16 protein-coding genes, 1 tRNA gene and 2 pseudogenes are annotated in these 20,704 nt (G+C 48.3%); 7 read left to right on the forward strand and 12 right to left on the reverse strand.

All coding sequences use genetic code 11. The features are described from left to right. Positions 1–70: 70 nt before the first annotated feature. The 6 genes and pseudogenes from ACQ6WK_RS05925 to ACQ6WK_RS05950 all read right to left on the reverse strand — a co-directional run bounded on the left by ACQ6WK_RS05925 (position 71) and on the right by ACQ6WK_RS05950 (position 7,627). Positions 71–1,783, reverse strand: a complete 1,713-nt coding sequence (locus ACQ6WK_RS05925) for a sodium:solute symporter (RefSeq protein ID WP_432799825.1) — start codon at positions 1,781–1,783, stop codon at positions 71–73. Between the two features lie 132 nt (positions 1,784–1,915). Further along, positions 1,916–2,812 (reverse strand): PEP-CTERM sorting domain-containing protein, encoded by an 897-nt coding sequence (locus ACQ6WK_RS05930; RefSeq protein WP_432799826.1) that lies wholly within the window; start codon positions 2,810–2,812, stop codon positions 1,916–1,918. A 142-nt stretch (positions 2,813–2,954) separates the two neighbouring features. Continuing rightward, positions 2,955–5,777: an FG-GAP repeat domain-containing protein gene (locus ACQ6WK_RS05935; protein ID WP_432799827.1), complete on the reverse strand. Its 2,823-nt coding sequence runs from the start codon at positions 5,775–5,777 to the stop codon at positions 2,955–2,957. A 60-nt stretch (positions 5,778–5,837) separates the two neighbouring features. Further along, positions 5,838–6,311, reverse strand: coding sequence for a hypothetical protein (locus tag ACQ6WK_RS05940; protein ID WP_432800423.1), 474 nt, complete (start codon positions 6,309–6,311; stop codon positions 5,838–5,840). Positions 6,312–6,446: 135 nt separating this feature from the next. Continuing rightward, positions 6,447–6,656, reverse strand: a pseudogene (locus tag ACQ6WK_RS05945) (type II secretion system protein); the annotation flags it as partial. A 176-nt stretch (positions 6,657–6,832) separates the two neighbouring features. After that, a complete protein-coding gene (locus ACQ6WK_RS05950) occupies positions 6,833–7,627 on the reverse strand; it encodes a GntR family transcriptional regulator (protein ID WP_432799828.1) in 795 nt (264 codons plus the stop codon). A gap of 274 nt (positions 7,628–7,901) precedes the next feature. Between ACQ6WK_RS05950 and ACQ6WK_RS05955 the strand changes: the two genes are divergently transcribed. Next, the gene (locus ACQ6WK_RS05955; RefSeq protein WP_432799829.1) at positions 7,902–9,251 is read left to right on the forward strand and encodes a family 20 glycosylhydrolase; all 1,350 of its coding nucleotides are present in this window, start codon (positions 7,902–7,904) and stop codon (positions 9,249–9,251) included. A 37-nt stretch (positions 9,252–9,288) separates the two neighbouring features. Here ACQ6WK_RS05955 and ACQ6WK_RS05960 read toward each other — a convergent pair whose 3' ends face one another. Continuing rightward, positions 9,289–9,483, reverse strand: coding sequence for a hypothetical protein (locus ACQ6WK_RS05960; protein ID WP_432799830.1), 195 nt, complete (start codon positions 9,481–9,483; stop codon positions 9,289–9,291). A gap of 111 nt (positions 9,484–9,594) precedes the next feature. Here ACQ6WK_RS05960 and ACQ6WK_RS05965 point away from each other — a divergent pair. The 3 genes and pseudogenes from ACQ6WK_RS05965 to ACQ6WK_RS05975 form a co-directional block, all read left to right on the forward strand. Further along, positions 9,595–9,732 (forward strand): annotated as a pseudogene (locus ACQ6WK_RS05965) (RHS repeat-associated core domain-containing protein); the annotation flags it as partial. 39 nt (positions 9,733–9,771) lie between these two features. Next, the gene (locus ACQ6WK_RS05970; RefSeq protein ID WP_432800424.1) at positions 9,772–10,416 is read left to right on the forward strand and encodes a hypothetical protein; all 645 of its coding nucleotides are present in this window, start codon (positions 9,772–9,774) and stop codon (positions 10,414–10,416) included. A gap of 94 nt (positions 10,417–10,510) precedes the next feature. Further along, entirely contained in the window at positions 10,511–10,897 is a 387-nt protein-coding gene (locus tag ACQ6WK_RS05975) for a hypothetical protein (RefSeq protein WP_432799831.1), read from the forward strand. 145 nt (positions 10,898–11,042) lie between these two features. Here ACQ6WK_RS05975 and ACQ6WK_RS05980 read toward each other — a convergent pair. Both ACQ6WK_RS05980 and ACQ6WK_RS05985 read right to left on the reverse strand, forming a co-directional pair. Continuing rightward, a tRNA-Thr gene (locus ACQ6WK_RS05980) sits at positions 11,043–11,115 on the reverse strand. 231 nt (positions 11,116–11,346) lie between these two features. Next, positions 11,347–12,144 carry a class I SAM-dependent methyltransferase gene (locus tag ACQ6WK_RS05985; protein ID WP_432799832.1) on the reverse strand — a complete coding sequence of 266 codons (798 nt, stop codon included), beginning with the start codon at positions 12,142–12,144 and terminating at the stop codon, positions 11,347–11,349. A 104-nt stretch (positions 12,145–12,248) separates the two neighbouring features. Between ACQ6WK_RS05985 and ACQ6WK_RS05990 the strand changes: the two genes are divergently transcribed. Next, positions 12,249–15,215 (forward strand): M16 family metallopeptidase, encoded by a 2,967-nt coding sequence (locus ACQ6WK_RS05990; RefSeq protein WP_432799833.1) that lies wholly within the window; start codon positions 12,249–12,251, stop codon positions 15,213–15,215. Positions 15,216–15,298: 83 nt separating this feature from the next. Here the strand turns inward: ACQ6WK_RS05990 and ACQ6WK_RS05995 are convergent, their stop codons facing one another. After that, a complete protein-coding gene (locus tag ACQ6WK_RS05995; protein ID WP_432799834.1) occupies positions 15,299–16,882 on the reverse strand; it encodes a glucose-6-phosphate isomerase in 1,584 nt (527 codons plus the stop codon). Positions 16,883–17,090: 208 nt separating this feature from the next. Beyond that, the gene (locus tag ACQ6WK_RS06000) at positions 17,091–17,555 is read right to left on the reverse strand and encodes a hypothetical protein (RefSeq protein ID WP_432799835.1); all 465 of its coding nucleotides are present in this window, start codon (positions 17,553–17,555) and stop codon (positions 17,091–17,093) included. A 130-nt stretch (positions 17,556–17,685) separates the two neighbouring features. Between ACQ6WK_RS06000 and ACQ6WK_RS06005 the strand changes: the two genes are divergently transcribed. Then, positions 17,686–18,831, forward strand: a complete 1,146-nt coding sequence (locus ACQ6WK_RS06005; protein WP_432799836.1) for a tRNA dihydrouridine synthase — start codon at positions 17,686–17,688, stop codon at positions 18,829–18,831. 27 nt (positions 18,832–18,858) lie between these two features. Here ACQ6WK_RS06005 and ACQ6WK_RS06010 read toward each other — a convergent pair whose 3' ends face one another. Continuing rightward, a complete protein-coding gene (locus tag ACQ6WK_RS06010; RefSeq protein ID WP_432799837.1) occupies positions 18,859–19,368 on the reverse strand; it encodes a DUF4405 domain-containing protein in 510 nt (169 codons plus the stop codon). A 371-nt stretch (positions 19,369–19,739) separates the two neighbouring features. Here ACQ6WK_RS06010 and ACQ6WK_RS06015 point away from each other — a divergent pair, with 371 nt between their 5' ends. Continuing rightward, entirely contained in the window at positions 19,740–20,693 is a 954-nt protein-coding gene (locus tag ACQ6WK_RS06015; RefSeq protein WP_432799838.1) for a metallophosphoesterase family protein, read from the forward strand. Positions 20,694–20,704: the final 11 nt, after the last annotated feature.

Raw genomic sequence — 20,704 nt, forward strand, 5'->3', positions numbered from 1 at the left:
CGCACTTGAGGTGTTAAACTGGGTAAAGTATTCGGATTAAGTGAGAGTTGAGCCAAGCTATAATGTAAATTTAGTGATGTTTACCGGCAATCTCTGGCTGAACTTCGGTATCTGTATCAATCTGAGGCGATGATTTCAGATCCCATACGGTCAGATTTGTGAGGTTCTTCTTGGTACTCAGTATTGATCCAGCCAGGACACCGGCGAAAAACATGATCGCGTTGCCGATCATGCCGGTGTAATAAAGATCAAACGGAACGGCATAAATCAGCTGGATAAGCTTGTGCTTATCTGCCAGATGCTCCGGTGGGTACTTAGCGATGATTGTCCAGCCTGTGAAAATGACGGTGAATAGAATGCCGATCCAGATGGCACGCGCATCCCCCAATCGGGTGAAAAATCCGATAGCAAAAAGGCCAAACAATCCTGCTCCAAGTAGTGATCCAATAATTGTTGCGGTGTCTTGGAGAGTTTTAGATTCCACACTGGCGAGCGCAATCGCGCCACCAATCATAAGGGTGCCAGCCGCGCAGGCGATGATCCATGCCACATGAAGATAGTGCTTGTCTGGCTGACCTTTGGCGAAATAACGCTTATAGAAATCAGTTACCACCACAGTTGAGATAGCGTTGATCGATGAATCAAGTGACGACATGGCTGCCGCCATGGCTGCGGCGATCACAATACCTGAAATACCCGTTGGCAAATAATTCATCATAAAATAAGGCAGGATGCTTTCTGCTTTAAGGTTATTCGCGCCTGTGAGTACTTGGGCGGCATACTCGTCACCGTTCTTTTTAAAGAATACATAGAGAGCTGTTCCAAGAAACATAAAGAATGCCCAGATTGGTAATGATGAGCAGACGCAAACGATCATTGCTTTGCGAGCTTCTTTCTCACTTTTAGATGCACAGTATCGTTGGACAATATTCTGGTCGCCTGCATATCCAGTGAGCCAACCGAATAGTCCGACGAGTAACATCATGAACACGGTTTTGTCGTTCAGCGCGAATCCCCAATTTTTTCTTACCAATTTTCCGTTTTCAAGATCCGCCATGGCGAATTTGTTGTCTTGCCATGCTACAGAAAGTACTTCACCAAGGCCGCCATCAATGTGTGTGAGAATAATGGCAATGCAGATCAATCCGCCAGCGACGAGTACGATGGTTTGGATGACATCGGTCCAAATGACCGCATCGATGCCGCCGATAATGGTGTAGAAGGCTACGAAGAGGCCACCAATCAAGATACAAGCCCACGGCGGAAGCCCCGTTATTTCTGTAATGAGCAAACTTACAAGGTATAGGATGATTGATACACGGAAGAGTTGGCCGACGACAAAGGCAAATGCGCCGTATGATCGGATCGATGGCCCGAATCGATCTTCGAGATACTCATAGGCTGAGGTAATATTTGCCCGGCGAAAGAACGGTAGGAAAAAGAAAATCGCTATCACCACTGCAATAGGCATCATCAGCGAAGGGATGTAGCGTAGCCATGCAGTTTTATAAGCATCAGCAGGGAAGGACAGGAATGTGACGGAACTGATTGATGTACCAACCAATGATAAGCCGATGATCCAGCCACCGAATGATCTACCACCGACAAAGTACTGTTCAGTATCGGTATTTTTTTTTGAGAAATACAATCCCATTGCTGCCATGAGCAGCAAGTACAACACAATCACACCCCCATCAATCATTGAAAGTTTAAAGCCATCTCCAGTATTGGCAATGGTAGTCATGCGATGTGAGAAGTGGATGAATTGATCGAAGCTTAGCACTACATGTGCTCCTGTAGAATCTATGTTCGTGGCGATTCAAATTGATCGTGTATAGAAAAGTTGCCTGACACATCACATGCCAAGCAACATATAGGCGTTATGTGTTACATAATGGTCTTCAAGATGGTGGCCTTATGCAATTTTTTGCTTGCCGCGACGTATGCCAAGCAAAGCTCCAAGGCCAAGCATCGCAAATGAAGCGGGCTCTGGAACCGGTTCACCGACAGCTTCAGCCCATGTGGTTGTGAACGCAGCTTCATCCCAGTTCACTTGGCCTGAGCGATCTGGGCTGCGCAGCAGCAATTGTGATAATGATGTTGCGCTTGATAAAATGTCTGTTTCCAGTGTGCCTTTTGTAGTGGCATTTAGATTGGCATTTGCCTCGGTCGAGAAATCAGCGACACCATTAGCAACATACCAACTAAGGCGGTCTTGCGAGCCGCTCACATCAAGTTCAAGTTTCATAACCGTGGTTAGAACATCATTGAAATTTGATTCGCCGATACTTGCAAGCACGTTCTGCCCACCAGCTTTAATGACCAGACTCGGGTGCACGGTGCTGCTATCGTCATTGCGGAAGGCATATCCGATGCCAACTTGCTCAGTGTTGCCGGTATTTGAAAAGCCTATTGAAACTTCCTTCTTTGTGCCGTTGGCATATGTGTCTTCGGTGCCCCAGCCGCGGCGAATTGAGACAAAGCTGAAATAGTAAGTGCCGGATCCAACATAACTTGTAAGTGAACGTGTTGCTTGTCGATCTGCCGGCGACGAACCGCCAGGAAAGTGAATATAGCCTGCTATATTGGGGATCGCAGCGGTATAACTCGTCGAATTTTGGGAATGGTAGCCTGAAGTGGTTGTGTCCCAGTCGCCGCTAAAACCGGGGGTTGCGGGATTCTGGTTTTTAATATTACCAGCAGTGTAATCATTGACACTAAAACTATCTTGTGCAATGATACCAGCGTTTGTCTGTGTGCTGATCAGTATAACCGACGACAGCATGGCGCCTGTTGACAGTAATTTCATCATAGTGCAATACCTTTCTCATTTCATAGATTCCTCGAACTTGCTCTGCCGACGTTAGCGTTACAAGTAAAATATAAAGCGTTCTTAAACGTTCATGCAATATATGCTTGGTCTTGGTGAAGAATTCAGCTGCCGATATGCAAGCTTATTTTGTTGAAGGCTGTTCTTTCCAATAAAGATCGTTATGCATGAGATAGTAAAGAAATCCCGGGCCATCTCCGATGATCAGATCAAGCTGTTTTCCATCGCCGTTCAGATCTGCAGTGCTGATGTTACAGCCGTGTCCTTCAGCGCGAATGACAGTGTTATCCACATGCCGAATCGCACGGGCACGCTCAAAAATAGGTTCTGCATTGGTGCCGACATTCTTAAGCCAGAACGGGGAATGTGTGTTGATGTACCGCCAATTACGTAGCCATTTTGGTTTATGATAGAAGGCCGTAGAATTTTCTGGCTGCGCATCAAATACGACATCCCATTTGCCATCTTCGTCCCAATCCTCGACATTAAATGTGACACGACCTGATAGGCCGCCCCACCATGCGAGTTGAATTTTTTCTCCATCGACATACGTAGGATGGATTATGGTTGTAATTTCAGTACTGCCTGTTTCAGATGGGATACCGAACGTCATAAGTTGATCAATGTCAAGGTAGAGCAGTATAGGACGCGGGTCATCTGCTAGTTGATACTTACCCGGTATGACGGCAGGGCGCGACCGCCACGCAACCGGTAGCTTGATATTGTTATGCGTGAAACGTTGGGTGTTATCAACTTGGGCAGGATTACTTGGGGAGATACGCTTAAACAATTGATAGGTTGCATTATTATCGTTTGTGATCATGTCCTGCTGTCCGTCTTGATCCCAGTCAAACATCATCGGTTGCGTGTAGCCCCAACCAACCTCGTTGGGACCTTGAATGTTGCGTGTGCCATAATGCTTGACTACACGATCTTCTGAGTCGCGCAATAAGCGACCACCCTCAAACACCAATGGATCGTTTGTGCCTGGATATAGTGTAAATAGCCCTTGTCCATCACCGATAATGATGTCGTTGTGACCATCGTTATTCCAGTCGCCGTAGGTCGGGATCGTCATTGTGCCGCCAGCCATCATGCCACCGACCATATGGATTACGTGTGCTTGAAACGCGCCAACTACATCACCTTTCAGCGCGGTAACCATGCCGCTACCGCCACCACCAACGATGATTTCATCTACGCCATCATTGTCAAAATCAACGATGCCGAAGATAATATCAAGAGTCAATGAGTGTTTCTTTGCGTTTGGCGCAAGCAAAGGCTCCGCCTTACCGATTCGCAACTCGCCATCATCTGATGTCAGTATGGGAGCTGCTAACACCTGATCTATCGCTGACAACATCACGATATATCGCTGTCCATTAAGTTCAATCAAGCCAGGTGATAAACGCCAACTGTAATTCCGCCATAGTGCCGGAAAATCGTCCCGTCCAGCATACACCGGCTTCAACTCGCCAAAACGTAGTTTGCCATTGACGCGCTTTCCTTTAGCCCACATAAGTTCCTGCGTTACCTTGCTGCCGAGCCAATTGCCCGCGACATCATAGCCACGCACATTTTCATTCACCGCCGCATCACGGTCCGGTCCGAGCAACTGTTGTCTTGGTCGTTGCCAAGGCCAGCCCGTTTCACGCCAGTAGTTCCAGCGGTTTTCCTTGCGTTTGCCAACCAGTAAATCCACTACTCCGTCGCCATCTGCATCGGCAACATACTTGAACGCGCCGCTGTTGGGAAACGTCAGTGGCGTTGTTTTATAGCTTGCCGCCATAATGTCAGCTGCTTTATATGGTTTTTTATCTAGCGGCAAATATGTCATTGAATTTAAGGCGATCATGTCATGTCCACCGCCCGGACGTGGGATTATCTGGAGCTGCTCCTGCGGTAAATCAAGATCAACCGTGCGCCCGCTATCAAACAACGGTGTTTGTATATTTGTTTTCGGGTGTGACTGCGCACGTACCTGATCATCGACTTGCGAGTAAAGGACTTGTCGGGCAGGGGTCCAGTCCTGATTGTCATTGCTTAGGATTTGCCAGTCCTCTTGATCCCACTTTACGAGGCAAATATTACTCCAGCGTGCAGGTAGCATGTGCGTGCCATATTCCGAAATCATAAGTGGTTTGAATCGCTTGAATATTTGCTCAAACATAAACGATTTAGGATTGGTTTGTATCACATCTTGCCATGTGTCACCGATGATTAATTGGTTAATGGTGGCGTTATAGCCCTTCGCATTGCCAGTACGAAGTTCAAGCATACTGGTGCGGCCACTATAGTCTGAGCTAAGATGGGTCGCTGGTTTAGAGGGTGGTGCATCAGGTAACGGTTGGTCTGAAGGAAATACCCAAACTTCTAGTTCATCTTTTTCCTTGTTGCGCGTTTTGAGTCGGGCAATCATGGTATAGGATTGACCCTCTTTGGGTTTACCAAATACTGTTACTTGCTTTTTGCTCACGCCAGCACCGGCATAAAACTTTTCTGCGCTGGTGATGCCCATGATGAAGGGAGTACAATCAATCTTACTGTCACGATTGGTGAGCATGAGAGCACAGTAATCGGAGGAGGTGCTTGATAAGCCGTCGCGCTGAAAATCCAAACGGAAATACCACTCACTGTCGAGTCCAAATTCAAGTGTTGAGATCAATTTTCGTCGTACGTGCCCTTGTCCGTGCAACTTACCATTGCGGACAGTAAACCCTTTGCCATTCCATTTCCCCGCCCAGCCATCACGTTCAATCTCGCCTTGGCCATTCAGATGATTAGTCTTGTATGTAAAGGATTCAAAAGCGGCGACAGCACCCGAAGCGGTTGGCGCACATAGCAGCCATGTGAGCATCGCAATATAGATCATGCCCATAGACAACGGTTGTTGTGCACGAAAAACGAATGTTTTTGAAGGTGATGTTGAACTGTATGAGATCATCATGAAACAAAATCCTAAATGACATGGATATATATTATGAAACGAATGATTTTAGTGTTTTGATTATCTAACAAACGGCATGCGATAGCTACGTGTTGAGGAGTTTGGTACCTGTGCGTCAAACAGATCTTCACTATTCCCTTTATACGTTGCTGCACTGCCATCTATACTTGCATAGTTGGCTGTAAGATTGTCGCGAGAGTCAATAACTGTAGATTTTACATGTTTGCTGACGGTGAATGAACCAAGATTCACATCGCGGTAGACATGACTATAACCGCCCTCTGTGCCGACATGATTTGCATTGATTTCTGTGCCGCTGAACCAAAGCCGATCGCCGACAAGCGTATTGACTTGTCGCCCATCAATCTCCCAAATATCTGCAGAACTCTTCCAGTAAGCGGGTTTGTCCCAAATATTGTTTTTGCGATTGAAATAGAACCCATTGGTGAAGAAGTAGTCGACATAGATTCGTGTTGTGCCTAGGGGGATCGCATCGATACTCTTATCATATGGTTCAACGAATGGGCATGACATGAAATTGACATCTATATACGGTTTGTACTGAGGACGTAAATCATTACCTACGTGGTCTGCCACTTGAGTGTGATGATACTGAGAATGAACAAAGCTCTTATTCAGGTTATATCGTAACTCTGGGTAGTTCATCGGTAATCGCCGGTTGTCTACCTCATATGCAATCATGGCTGTTGCAAGCGATTTAAGATTTGATAGGCATTGAACGTTTTTTGCTGCATCGCGGGCGCTTGATAACGCCGGGAGTAAAATTGATATAAGCAAAGATATGATTGAAATAACAACAAGCAATTCAATCAGCGTAAATCCGAAGCTTCGTTGTGTTGACTTGGTAGAGGAGGGCATTTCAAACTCCGATTAGATATAGGTTAACGTATTGATCCTTTGGAATGCGATAAATGTGTCTACATCGATAACGACGCGGTATTGCGAACCGTTTTGGCCATGACAAATGAGTGGTACAACTTCAGCGTGATATATAAAACAAGATCATCTCAGAACAACGATGCTCCGAGAGTAAATCATTTGAGATTCGGTTTTCTTTTGCCTAATGAATCAAATCCCTGTGGCATGAAACTGGCTAAATCAACGTCAAGATATTCTTCGACGTTCTTATGATCTGTCAGGTACTTTATCGCACCTTCGCAACCAAGATGAATGTGCTCTTTCATTAGTGCTTCAGCTGCTTCCGCATCACCGCGCCTTATCGCGTTACGGATTCGGCCGTGCGATCGGTAAATACTCGCCATTCTTTTGAACGCATATTCGACGTGGTGCTTCGAACAGCAAATCAGTAAAAACGCCTGCGCGTCTTCAATTGCTTTACGCATCCACCGATTGTCTGTCCCTCGCAGGATGGCAGCATGGAATGCAACATCAACTGCCAGATACTGTTGGATTTCTTCTAGTGAGAGTTCAGGATGATCTTCGTTGCGGACAAGCACGCAAAGTTCACGGAACTGAGCTAAGATTGAGTCAAGTAATTTGATTTCAGCGTCACCGAATGTTTTAGCTGCGTGTGCCGCGGCATGACCTTCAACCAGCTCACGCATTTGATACAGTTCCACTACTTCTTTTACTGAAGGTTGCCGAACGATTGTTCCGATGCGAGGCACTTGCTCAACCTTGTTCTCGATCTGCATTCGAAGCAGTGCTTCTGATACAGGTGTGCGGCTGATCCCCATCTCCTTCGCTAAGGCACCGATTGAAAGGTGGCTGCCGACCTTTAACTTACCTTCAGTAAACTGTTGACAGATATAGGCGTAGGCTTGATCACGAAGTTTTGGGGGATGTTCTGTGGCTGCAGATGCATTCATGGCTCGGGTGCTCTCATGACGGGTAACATGTCATCTAGATGGTCTATGATACTTATCGTTCAGGCTGATCCTAACGTACCACATATAAGAATAATAAGTCGAGTATATTGACATGTCAATGCATTTTAAATAATATTTTGTAATATATAAAGATTTCTTGATGAGGTGTGGTGTGAGCTTATGTTTAATTCTCATCTTCAGAGATTCAGGGTTTTAGCACTTACATGTCAGTTTTTGTAGACTCGGTCTGACCTAGGCGATTGGATCATTTCACATGCCAGTATTTCAACCGCGCGAAGCATTAGTTCCGATTCGGGCATTCCACCTCGATCTCAAAGGCATGCCCCCAACATCCAGGCGGTTGGTTGAGTTGCTTGATCTTTATGTTGCATGTCGGTTCAATGCAATCCTCGTGGAGTTCGAGGATCAATTCCCGTGGACTGTTGATTCAAGGTTTCGCAGTTCTACTTGCTACACCGAGCAAGAGATCAAACTTTTTTGTCAAGAGACGCAAGCTCGCGGTTTAGAAATCATCCCGCTGGTGCAATGTATGGGCCATATGGAGATGGTTCTTAAATTTGATGAGTATGCCCATTTGCGGGAGCAGCCAGAAACCATTGATCTGCTGAACCCGCTGGCCCCGGGTGCATGCCAGTTTGTTCAAAGCATGATCGATGATGTGCTTCGCCTTATGCCCAGTATCAAACGCTTTCATTTGGGCGGTGATGAGGCGTGGCAATTTGCCAGTAATCCCGAAACTTCAGCCTACGCCGAAACCCACGGCCATGGCGCGCTTTACTTAAAGCATGTTCAACCGCTACTTAATCACCTCAATCAGCAGGGCATCCGCCCACTTTTATGGCACGATATGATGATTCATTGGGAGAATGAGGTGTTGCACGAACTGGGTAGTGATGCCGATTTGGTTGTTTGGGGCTATCAAGGCGATCCTGCCACAACCGATCAGCATTTTAATCAAAGATACATTCAGCGGTTTTCAGATGCAGGTATTCCGCTCTGGGCTGCTACCGCGAGTAAGGGTGCGGACCAGATTGACACAAATCTCCCAACCATCCAAGATCGGCAATACAATGCGATGGCTTGGATCAAACAAATCAAGCGTTTCCAAATGCAAGGGGTTATCGTTACCGCATGGGCCCGTCATTCAACGACACGCATGCAATGTGAGATGACGGAAGCTACCCACGATTGCATGGCATTGATTGCATCAATCATGCATGATGGAGTGTTACCTGACGGTGGCTTAGATGCTTGTAGTGAATGGTTGAAGACTATACCTGCCGCTTCACCTTTTGAAGCCTGTTTGGAATCAATTCAGCGATTAAACAAAGTTATTCAGTGGGCGTGGATGCTGATTCGCAATGCCAAGGCACAGTTGGTATTGACCGCGCGAGATTCATCCCGCCATTCCAAGTTGCCCTTTGCCTATTTGATCCGACAAAGCTGCAAGACGCTTGAGGAGTTCAGTGAGATTGAAGATTGTGTGTGTGCAGCATTCGAATTCCTGGTAGATCCGATCTGGATAGAGGAGTATTTGTATTGTCGTCTATCACCCTTGCGAGAAATGCTAAGCGAAATTGTAGTTGTGGATCGGTGTAGTTAGGTTGTTGTGGTTGATTGATTATGTTGCAACTGCCATATTATTTTACGATTCTGAAATTGAATTCAGCGGGGTGTTGTGATTTTGTATTATTGTTGATTTTGAATTTACAGCGGAAGGTTTGGCTGGCAGGATCGATGACGGGGGACTTGAAGATGAGCGTGGCGGGGAGGTGTTGATTTGATGGGATGGCAGTGCGGTCGATCTGTACCGCGGTCTCTTCTACGACGGACACGGCTCGACGCGTGTACTCATGGATCAACTTGCCACGGTGCTTCAGCGTTACGCTTTTGATGCGTATGGCAATCAGCTTCATCATGGCAACCTCGCCGCAGCAAACGCGCTCATGACTACGCTGCTTTACTCCGGCGAGCACACCAACGCTGCCACCGGCCTGCAATACCTCCGCGCCCGTTGGTACGACCCTACAGCCGGCCGCTTCAACCGCCTCGACCCCTTCGCCGGCAATATCAACGACCCACAATCCCTGCACAAATACCTCTATACCCACGCAAACCCGGTGATGGGTATTGATCCAAAGGGAGAAGGGTTTACGTATGTTGAGCTTATGACGTATACAGCTATAACATTTGCGGTTGCTTCGGTGGTACTTGCGGGCCTTACTACAATACCTCCTTTGAAAAGATTTTTACGCCGGTGGTATGCAGGTACTTCCGCAGGTGCTGCTATATCTGCATGGAGTGCAGATAGTCATTTGGGAAATGTACGTACAGAGTTACAATCTGAACTTCCAAGACTAAGGAATGAAGCTGGAAAATTAGGGTTCAAAAATGTCGAAGACTACATTGGTGCTAATAATGGCCCAATGAATGCTATAGCGCATGCTTTAGCAAATATGCGTTCTGTACGGTTAGGTACTCAAACACCACAAGAGTCATTGGCGGGTTTTCAAGCGCGTGAAATTGGCCCAACAAATTATGGTACACCAGGGTTCATGGATGTGCAGAATAATATTATTGGCAATCGTTTAGGACAAGGAAGTAAGGATCCTGTTGATGCTGTGTTGAATACCAAAATGTGGTTTTTTACTGTTGATGGAGATCCCCCGGTACGTTTAGTTTATGATTATCCTAGAAAGTATTTGGATAAACATTTACTGGATGATATAAAGCAGAGCTTTATTGGAATAAGCTACACAGCTGATTGATGCAAAACCATAGAAGCTAATTACCAAAAATCTTTGTAATTATGAGTGCTAGCTCATTGAGGCCACTTATTATTAAGACTGCGGAGCATTAAAGATGGTGAAATCTAAAGCATGCTTCATATGCATAATGCTATTGTTACTATTGAGTTTATTGCTGGGTTATCGTGTCTATCTTTTAGAAAAAGAAATGTGGCTGTGGAGCACAAATGGGCTTGGTTGGCCACGTAAGGCAGGTTCTGGAGATGCATCTCGAGATTATTTGAAAGGGAAATTGCAATACCTGATACTCGCTAATAACAAAACCGATTTATTGACCAAGGATCAATTAGAGATAGAGGGCGATGGCGTGAGGACATTTCTAATTGAGAATAATGTTCAATCAGGGAAATTGTTTGCCATTTCAGAAAAGGCGTATTTTGACGCGTACAACAAAAAAATGCAGCAGTTAATCATGGAGAGTGCCAATAACAATGAAGAGTAAGGCAAGAAAAGGTGGGCAAGAAAAAGTGGGGCAAGAAAAAGTGTCAGGAACCATTTTCTTGATGCGAGATTGACTGCGCATAGAAAACCTTGCAGGTTTGTGGGCCTGCTGAGGGAGAAGGGGGGGATGATGATTTAAAAAGAAAAGCCACCCATCGGATTCGAACCGACGACCTAAGCTTTACGAAAGCTTCGCTCTACCAACTGAGCTAGGGTGGCACAAAGCTGTAAACAGCCTTGAGTTTTTGATTGTCATTGTGCGATCGAGCCGCTGGTTAGCTTGGGAGCGAGTGGCTCGCAGGTCATGCTGAAGCGGATGCGTCTTGGGCAGGCGCGGATCACGTTGGAAATAAAGATTTTACGTATGTTCACCGCCAGTGCAACTTCCGGGAGGTATGAAAAACCCTGTCGGATGACAGGGGGTGATGTTTTGTTGAGTGAGAAGAGGGGTCAACGGTCGCGGTACAGGGCGAACACCGAGACGGTGGCGAAACGCCGCATGCCCGGCACAAGTTTGAGATATGAATCCAGCTTGTGCAGCGCTACCGTCAATGCCCAATTGTTCGGGAACATCGGCCATAGCCGCGAGGTGATCTGGAAGTCCTTCTGAATCTTACGATCAAACGGTTTGGCGAACTCATTGATCGTTTGGTCGTTCCATGGGACCTCATCATCCGTGCTCTCGAAAATCTCGTAAGGCACAAGATCGCGCAGGGCACGGAGGGCTTTGCTGTTGACCACGGGCTCTGCAAACACGGCACATCCGCCTGGCTTTAATCTTTCGTAAATCTGCTCCGCCATGCCTTGGTAGGGGATGTGATGCAGTGCTGCATAACCGATAATGTGGTCAAATGTCTGGTTGGCGAACGCTTCGGTGAAGTGTCCGGTGACTTGCGTTTGAAGACGATCCAGTACACCATTCGCATCTGCCCGCTGGCGGACCATCTTGATGGACTCGCTGGACAGGTCGTAGGCGTGGACATTGGCGCCGTTGTGGGCACAGATGGATGCGTCAATTCCGTTGCCGGCGGCGATCTCCAGGGTGTCTTTTCCCTTCAGGGGAGCCAGCAGGTGGTAAAAATATTCACGGGGGAATATCGTGTTGGCTGATGGGTTGGTATAACGGACTTTATCAAAGTCGCTCAGGGGCTGGATACCACGAGCTGCCTCAGCGGCATAGAGCTCTTCGAAATGCTCTGTTTCGCGTTCGAGACGCTCTTGAATGGTAAGCGAAATAGCTTGGGTCATGAACCATACTCCGTTACTGGACGTTAAGCTGCTGACGGTTGTATCGGTTATGAGGACGGGTGACTTCATCCAGATCAGGAAGAAACGTGCTGAAAGGAAGCAAGATGCAGAGTCGATCAGGTTACCGGACATGGTGTTTGGTATTGGGCATATTGGTGGCTGTTATCGTAGGCTGTGCGGGTCAAGAGGATGCCAACAGGCCTGGCATGAAATCGGGGACGTCATCCAAACGTGCTGCGACTGGGGCTGATATTGTAGTGGCGGATCCCAGCGAACATGCTGTGGTCAAGGTGAAGGATCAGGAGGTCGAAAGGGCCGAGATGCAGATGAATGATGAAAATGGATTGGGCTATAAAGTGTTGCAAGAGCGTTCTGACCGACTGTTGGTCGAGCTTCCGAATGGCATGATCGTCATCGCGCAGCAAGTTCCTACGGCACCGGTTGTCTCTGTCCAGACTTGGATCAAGACCGGCTCGATCTACGAGCAGGAACACGTTGGTGCGGGGCTATCGCACTTCCTCGAACATCTGCTTTCCGGTGGGTCCACCAGTACACGGCCCGAGATCGAATCCACTGCCATCCTCGGCTCAATGGGTGCGCAAACCAATGCGGCCACCAGTTTGGATACAGTCCGCTATTACATCAATACCACTTCGGATCACACTGCTACTGCTGTGGACCTTCTCAGCGATTGGATGCAAAACAGTTCAATCACACAGGAAGAATATGCTCGTGAACGTGATGTGATTCAGCGCGAGTTTGATATGGGGAAAGGTGAGCCCGGCCGCATTTTCTGGAAGCTCACCCAGAAGGCGCGTTTTGAAGATCACCCCGCCAAGCACCCAACTATCGGTTATCTCGATGAATTTTTGAAGATCAGCCGCGATGAGATTTATGATTTTTACAAGCGGATGTACGTGCCGAACAACATGCTATTCGTAGTGGTAGGCGACATTGATTCGCAGAAGATTGTGGATCAGGTTGCGGCGCTTTGGAAGGATCAGAAAGCAGGCAAGTTGCCTGAGTTGAAATTCCCGGTGGAGCAGGAGATCACCGAGCCGCGCTTTGCTGAGGGCACGGCTGATATTAAGCGAACCAAGGTGCGACTTATTTGGCCGGGCACGCAGCTCGCAGCGCCAGGCGACTTTGAACTGGATTTACTTGCGATCATTTTGGGGCAGGGCGAAGCAAGTCGATTGATCCAAACCGTGCGCGATCAGGATCGACTGGTGACGAGCATCGATGCATACAATAGTAGCTTCAATTGGGGGCCGGGCTTCTTTGGTGTGGATGCAGAGATCGCGAGCGATCAGTACACCGTTGATCAGGTTAAGCAGGCGATTTTGGATCAGGTGACGTTGCTTCGTGACCAGCCGGTGACGGATGAAGAACTCGCTCGTGCCAAGCGCATCGTGCTTTCCAATGTTGTGCAGGCCAATCAGACCGCACAAGGCATCGCCTCCACACTTGCTCGCGATATCACCGGCAGCAGCGATCCGGATTATCTTCCGAAATATGCTAATGCGATTCAGAACATGACCGTTGCTGATCTACAAAAAACGGCCAAGCGCATCATGCTGGATCAGCGATTGATTACTGTTTTGCTAAAGCCGGCTCCGAAGGATGCAGAGAAGGAAGAACCTGCTGTAGAAATGGTAGAGCTAGAGGAGAAGGAAGGTCTTGTGTATGAACCGATCGATCTTGACAACCGCGTGGTGGTGAAAGAGATGATCGAGAACATCGCCAAGAATAAAGGCCATGTCACACCGATCGAGGTAGATGAGGCAACGGCATTTACACTAGAAAATGGTTTACGTGTGATCGTACAACGTAGTACGGTTGTTCCTGCTGTTTCGATGAATCTATATTGGAAAGGTGGTTTGCTTTCCGAGCAAGCTGGTCATGAAGGCGTTGCTAATGCCGCAGCGATGATGTTAAACCGCGGTACTTCAAAGATGACCGCGCTGGAGATCTCACAAACCGTTGAAAGTCTTGGTGCTTCGCTTGGTGCCGCTTCTGGCAGCAACACCAGCTATGTCAATTCCTCTGCACTGCGTGATGATTGGCCCAAGGTCATGACTTTACTAAGTGAGATCGTTCTTGAGCCTTCCTTCCCTGAGCAGGAATGGCTTAAACTTCAACCGCGTGTACTTGCTGCGATCGACCGCCAGACTGACACTTGGTATGGCGAGTTGCGTCATGATTTCCGTCAAACTTACTTTGGCGACTACCCGTGGGCCGTTTCGACTTATGGTCGGCGTGATATCGTCGAAAAACTTACCGCCGAGCAACTTAAAGATTTTTACACTAAGCATCTCGGTGCTACTGATGCTGTGCTAGCCGTGGTCGGTGATGTTGATCCCGATCAAGTGAAAGCCAAAGCGGAAGAACTCTTTGGGAAAATGCCGTCTAAGCCGATCATGGCCTTTGATCCTGCAATGCCAAAGGAGCCCGAATCACAGATCAAGCAGTTCGAAACACAAAAACCACTCGCCGCTGTGCAGATTGGTTTTGGGCCGGGTATGGTTCGTAGCAATCCAGATTATCCCGCGATGATGGTGCTGACCAAAGTCATGAGTGATTTTCCTTCCGGTTGGCTTGAGCAAGAGTTGCGTGGGAAAGGCCCTGGTCTCGTGTATGCTGTGGGAGCGGGCAACCTCACCGGTTTGGTGCCGGGTTACTTTGCTATTCAGTTTAATACCTCGCCTCAGCAGGCGACTGAGGCGATTAGTCGTGCAATGAGTGTGGTGGAGCGTGCAAAGGCCGGCGATTTCACAGAGGCCGATATCGAACGGGCCAAACAGAAAGTATTGACCAACGAGTTCTTCGCCAAGCAGAGTAACAGTTCACTTGCAACAGATGCTGCACTTGATGATTTGTATGGACTTAACGATCCCGGTAGTCGTAAGTTCCTTAAAGCCGTTCAAAACATGACTGCTGAAGAACTAAAAGTTGTGGCGAATAAATACTTGAACAATCCCGTTACAGTAATTCTCACGAACCAGATCATCCCACTCGGAGAAGATTCACCTGCTAACGCTGAACCTACTGCGCAATCTACAGTGGAATAGATTTCCATGGTTTAACTATGTAATAGAAAAGGCTGACAGTGAACACTGTCAGCCTTTTTGTTTGTTGTGAGCGATCTTCAAGATTAGCCGAGGAAGCTGTAACTGCTTCGTGCTTTCTTAATCAGTCGCTTATTCGCTGACATATGTTCGACGAGATGAAAGATTGTTTCGACCTGATCCGCTTTCTCCATGCCTTCCGCCAGTTCTTCGATGCTGTATGTTTGCCCACTGTTTTTCTGCAGGAATGCAATGATTTTGTGTTGCAGATCTAGTACGCTCGCCGCCGCCTTCTTGCCCGCCTCCACACCCGGCTGATGATATGCATTGATGTTTACAAGCGTGCCATAGTAACCCACCGCACGTTCATACAATGCAATGATCGCACCAAGCGTCTTCGCATCAATCTTGTCACACGTAATTGTCATTGACCCGCGACCTTCTTCAAATAGCGCCGACCGTGTACCTTGCCAGAAACCATTCAAGAAGTCGCCCGCGGTTGTGTTTGGCTCGACATCTACCACTGGTGTACGACCCGGACGAGCTGTATCTTGTAACACCACGATGAACGTCGCAAAGAAATTGTTCACACCTTCACGTAACTGTTGCACATATGCATGCTGGTCGGTCGAGCCTTTGTTGCCGTAAACCGCGATGCCCTGATTGACCACGTTGCCATCAAGATCAAATTTCTTGCCCAGCGATTCCATCACAAGCTGCTGCAGGTATCGACTCAAGAGCAGCAGGCGATCTTTATAAGGCAGCATCACCATATCTTTCTCACCCTTGCCGCCGGTAGCGTGGTACCACATCAAAGCCAGCTTGGCCGCAGGATTTTTCTTCACGTCATGCACGCGAGTTAACTCATCCATCTTGGCCGCGCCCTCAAGCAATGCTCGCATGTCGATCCCCTGCAAAGCGCAAGGCACCAAACCAACCGTTGCCATCACACTCGTGCGTCCGCCGACCCAATCCCACATCGGGAACCGCTTCAGCCAGCCTTCGCTAACGGCAACTTTGTCTAGATGTGAATCCTTGCCGGTGATCGCCACCGCATGTTTCGCAAAATCAAGACCAGCTCGTTCATACGCGGCCTGTACCTCAAGCATTCCATTGCGGGGTTCAGGTGTACCGCCTGATTTTGAAATCACTAGCACCAAAGTTGACTTCAGCTTTACGCCGACCGAATCGATCACGCGGTGGATGCCGTCAATATCCGTATTGTCGATGAAGTGCAGCTTCATCTTGTCACGCTTCACACCCAATGCGTCGGAGATCAATTCCGGTCCAAGCGCAGACCCGCCAATACCAATCGAAATCACATCGGTAAACTTCGGCGTTGTTGGTGGGAGAATCTTCTTGCCATGCACATCTGACACGAATTGCATTACGTCTTCAAGCGTGTCAGTAATCTCCTTGCAGATTTCAGCCTTGGGTGCAATCGAAGCATTCCGCAGCCAGTAGTGGCCCACCATACGTCCTTCATCCGGGTTCGCAATCGCGCCGCCTTCGAGTGCATCCATATCGTTGAACGCCTTCTCGATCATTGGCTGCATCTTGCGAAGATATGCATCATCAAAATTCATCCGCGAGATATCAAGTGTGATATTCAGGCCCGGACATTTGGTCAGATATTTTTTGTAGCGTTTCCAGAGTTCAAGCGTGTCCACATCGTACTCCTGTTGACGAAAGGTTTGAAACGGCTAGTTGTGTATGGCGGCCACGCGGGTTGTGCGGCGTCAGTCACAATATAGACCGCTAAAGTGTTGAAGGTAGCTCATCGGCGGTAAATCCCAAGGCGGATTCTTACCCCTACCACCGGTATATTCAGAACAACATACACGCACCTGCGCTTATGCCTGATCTATCACATGCGTATTACCAAAAGATCCCCGGATCATCACGGACCGGTTGCACATTCAATCGGTACTTCATCTTGGCTTTTGGATCATACAATTCCGCAAGCACCACTGGGTACCCACGCTCCGGTCGAAGAAATGTCCCTACCGGATACGATTCTTCATACAAGTTGATACATTCCGGCAACGGGACGATGTTGTTCGTTCCGATATTCACCGACGGATTGTTGTAAACAAAAAGCTGATTCACCCAGAGCTGCATGTCCGGATAAGCCCAAGGCGTGCGATTCACAATCCGCAGGTTCGTCCCCTCGCGCACCACCACTATGTCCGGGTTCTTGCCGTATGGTGCATCTTTAGGGTAGGGCAGATTCGACAATGCGACCTTATAGTCATGTGGAATCATGGCACCGGCGCAGCCTGTCAGCAATACCGTCGCAATCAATAGAAAGAGGATCGTCCCTGCCGTCATCATTCGTTTCATGGCCATATCATCCCCGGAATCAGCAAAACTGGCAACCGCATTCGGTTTTCACCCACAGATTGTTAAAATACTCCACGGCCACATCTGGCCTGCCTGATTCAATCCCGCGATCAGACGCAAAAGTCAATCCATGACCCAATCAACCCACGCACAACTTCCTGTTCTTCCCACCACCGGCCCACTAAGCTGGGTCAGTCGCCAACCCTTCTACCAAGCCGGCCTCGCCGGCTACTCCGACTACGCCATGCGTATGATCGCCCGCCGACATGGCTGTCCCTACTGCATCACCGAGGCCATGCTCGATCACTTCCTCCTCGCCGGCGGCAAATACCTCAAAGCCGCCGAACTCGAGTCGGGCGACCATCCCATCTGCGGCCAGCTCATGGGCTCGCATCCCGACGAGATTGCTCAAGGCGCAAAAATTCTCCACCAGCTCGGCTACGACGTGATCGATGTGAATCTGGCTTGTCCGGTAAAGAAGATCAAAAAGAAATGTCGTGGCGGACATCTGCTTTCCGCCCCGGGTGAAGCGATTGAGATTCTTAAAGCTGTTGCCGATGCTGTTGGCAGTGATCGGCCGATGACGGTGAAACTCCGCCGTGCATATGATGATTCACTCGAAGCAGAGCAGGGCTTCCACAAGATTATGCAAGCCGCGATTGAACTGGGCTATAGTGGCGTCACCATCCACGGCCGCACGGTGCAGCAAAAATACCTCGGCCCCTCCAAATGGCCAGCACTCAAAACGATCATCGACCAATACAAGCACGAAGCGGTTCGGCACACAGACGCGACCAATCAAAAATTTATTCTAGGTGGGTCAGGTGACATCTGGCAAGCCCGTGACATTTTCGACATGATCGAACAAACTGGTGTCGACATCGTTTCTGTCGCACGCGGTTGCATTGGTAACCCATGGATCTTCGAGCAAGCTAACATGATTCAGCAAGGCGATCATGAATCTGCAACGCTTGGACCAACTATTTTCCAGCAACGTGATGTGCTGTTGGAACACTTTACGCTTTCAGTTCAAGTCAACGGCGAACACCGTGCTGGCGCCATGATGCGCAAGTTTGGCATCCGTTTCTCTCGCCACCATCCTCAGGGCGGCGACATCAAACAAGCCTTTATCAAAGTCAAAACCATGTCCGATTGGCAAGCTGTATTACAGTTGTTTTACAGCACCGACGGCCCTGGTGTGGATGCCATTCAAGCCATGCCCGATGAAGCTAAACGCGCACAAGATCAATCCAGTGAACCTCTAAGTGTACAATAGGACCGCTGGTTTACAGGCAATACCTGTTCAATCTGAATCACGATCGATATCACGCCCTAGTCGCAGGCGTTGCTGTTGTGAGTTTGTTGTCGTTGCACTTTCCGCAAGATCCCGCCCTATCAGTGCCTGTTGCCGATTGGTTTTATTCCAGTTACTGTGCTTGCGATGTGGTATGACACTCGCATTGGCAGCATACATAAATGCGCTGATCGCTCCTGCAATCAGCATCACTGCCAACACACCTGCAACATACTTTTTCTTACCAAGTTTCTGCCCACGCTTACGACCAAGTATATTCGCGCATACTGTGCAGAACCATGTCCAGTGCAAGGTGAGATGAGCAAGCAGCAGTACGACCATGGCAATCGCGATCCAAAAATGTAACTCCCCCCAATCGTGTCGTGTCCAGCCCCAGACTGAAGACGTTCGACTCCCGCTCGGCAGGATAAACATAATTAATAACCCCGTCAGCAGCAGTGTAAAAAACAGGACGCCCAGTAATGCGTCGATGATCAGATTGAGATGGTTCCGTTTCATAGTGTTGTCCTTTCCAAATGAGGAAGCATGGTGAGACAACACAGGTCAGATATTCCGTTCAAGTATATCGCCTTGAACTTCTCGTTTGATTAGTAGGGCCAGTAGCTTTGAAAATAAAGTCCGATAAAGGTGCTGTGTTTTGTATTTTTACATTGCCGGATTGTTATGGAAGATTCATATGTCAAACGCCCCTTACCGGCCGTAAGACATTGATTTGCCTAATATTCGTTATATTTTGACGGAAGTCACATCGTAACCGCGAATTTACTTACAGGTTCGTTTGTTTTATGTCATGATATAGGGTTACATTAGGGATAAGATCTTGGGGTCAATTTTGCGCGCCCCATCCATTCAGGATTCGCGAGGTAAACGTGCGGCTAGCTCTCATCGGTGATGTCCATCTCTACAAACTTGACTTGCAGCCAAAGCAATGGCTTAGTAGGCGCGTGATCGGTCATACCAACCTATTACTCAATAGGCGGTACCGTTTTAACCACAGCTTGCTCACACCACTGATGGAAAAGATCAAAGAGACCAAGCCCGACATGCTTGTATGTTCAGGTGATGTCACCACGACCTCACTTGAAGATGAATTTCATGATGTCGCGCATCACTTCAAGCCGTTATCTAAAGAAGTTCCAACCGTCATCGTACCAGGTAACCATGATCGATATACGTTTCGCTCTCGTCGTAAAAAACGAATCGAGGCACTGCTTGAGGGGCTCGTGCCAGACTCATTCCCGCACTACCGCAGGCTCACAGATCGTTGGCATTTAATCGCGCTTGACTCGGCGATTCCACAGATTCTTTTCTCGCGCGGGGCGCTTGGCAAAAAACAATATACCGCTTTGGAGATGCAACTCGGTGGTTTGACTAAAGATGATGCGGTGGTGTTGCTCTGTCATTATCCTGCAGCCTGTCCACCCGGTGTGCCGAGTAGCTGGACACACAATCTTGCGGAAGACAGATCTCTGCGAAAGTTACTCGATGATTGCCCGGCCAGGATCCTTTATGTCCACGGACATATTCATCAGCCGTGGTACTGGGTTGCTGATGCAGAACGAGGGCAGCCGAATGGTGATGCACGTGGGCAGTTGGCGTATCTCAATGCAGGCTCGCCGTGTCTGACCAGCAGCAAATACCCGCTTGGTCAAGGTTTTTGGCAGATTGATCTGCCAGATGATCCTGGCGGGAAAGTTGCGTTAACACACTTTGTCCCCCAATCGAACTCAATCTATGGTCCAGCTCGTATGAAACAAAAGCTCGCACGGGCTGATCATACAATCATTGAAGATTTGCATTGGCATGGGAGCACAGTTTTGTGAGGTACACCGGT

The organism is Poriferisphaera sp. WC338, from assembly GCF_050931845.1.
GTDB lineage: Bacteria > Planctomycetota > Phycisphaerae > Phycisphaerales > Phycisphaeraceae > Poriferisphaera.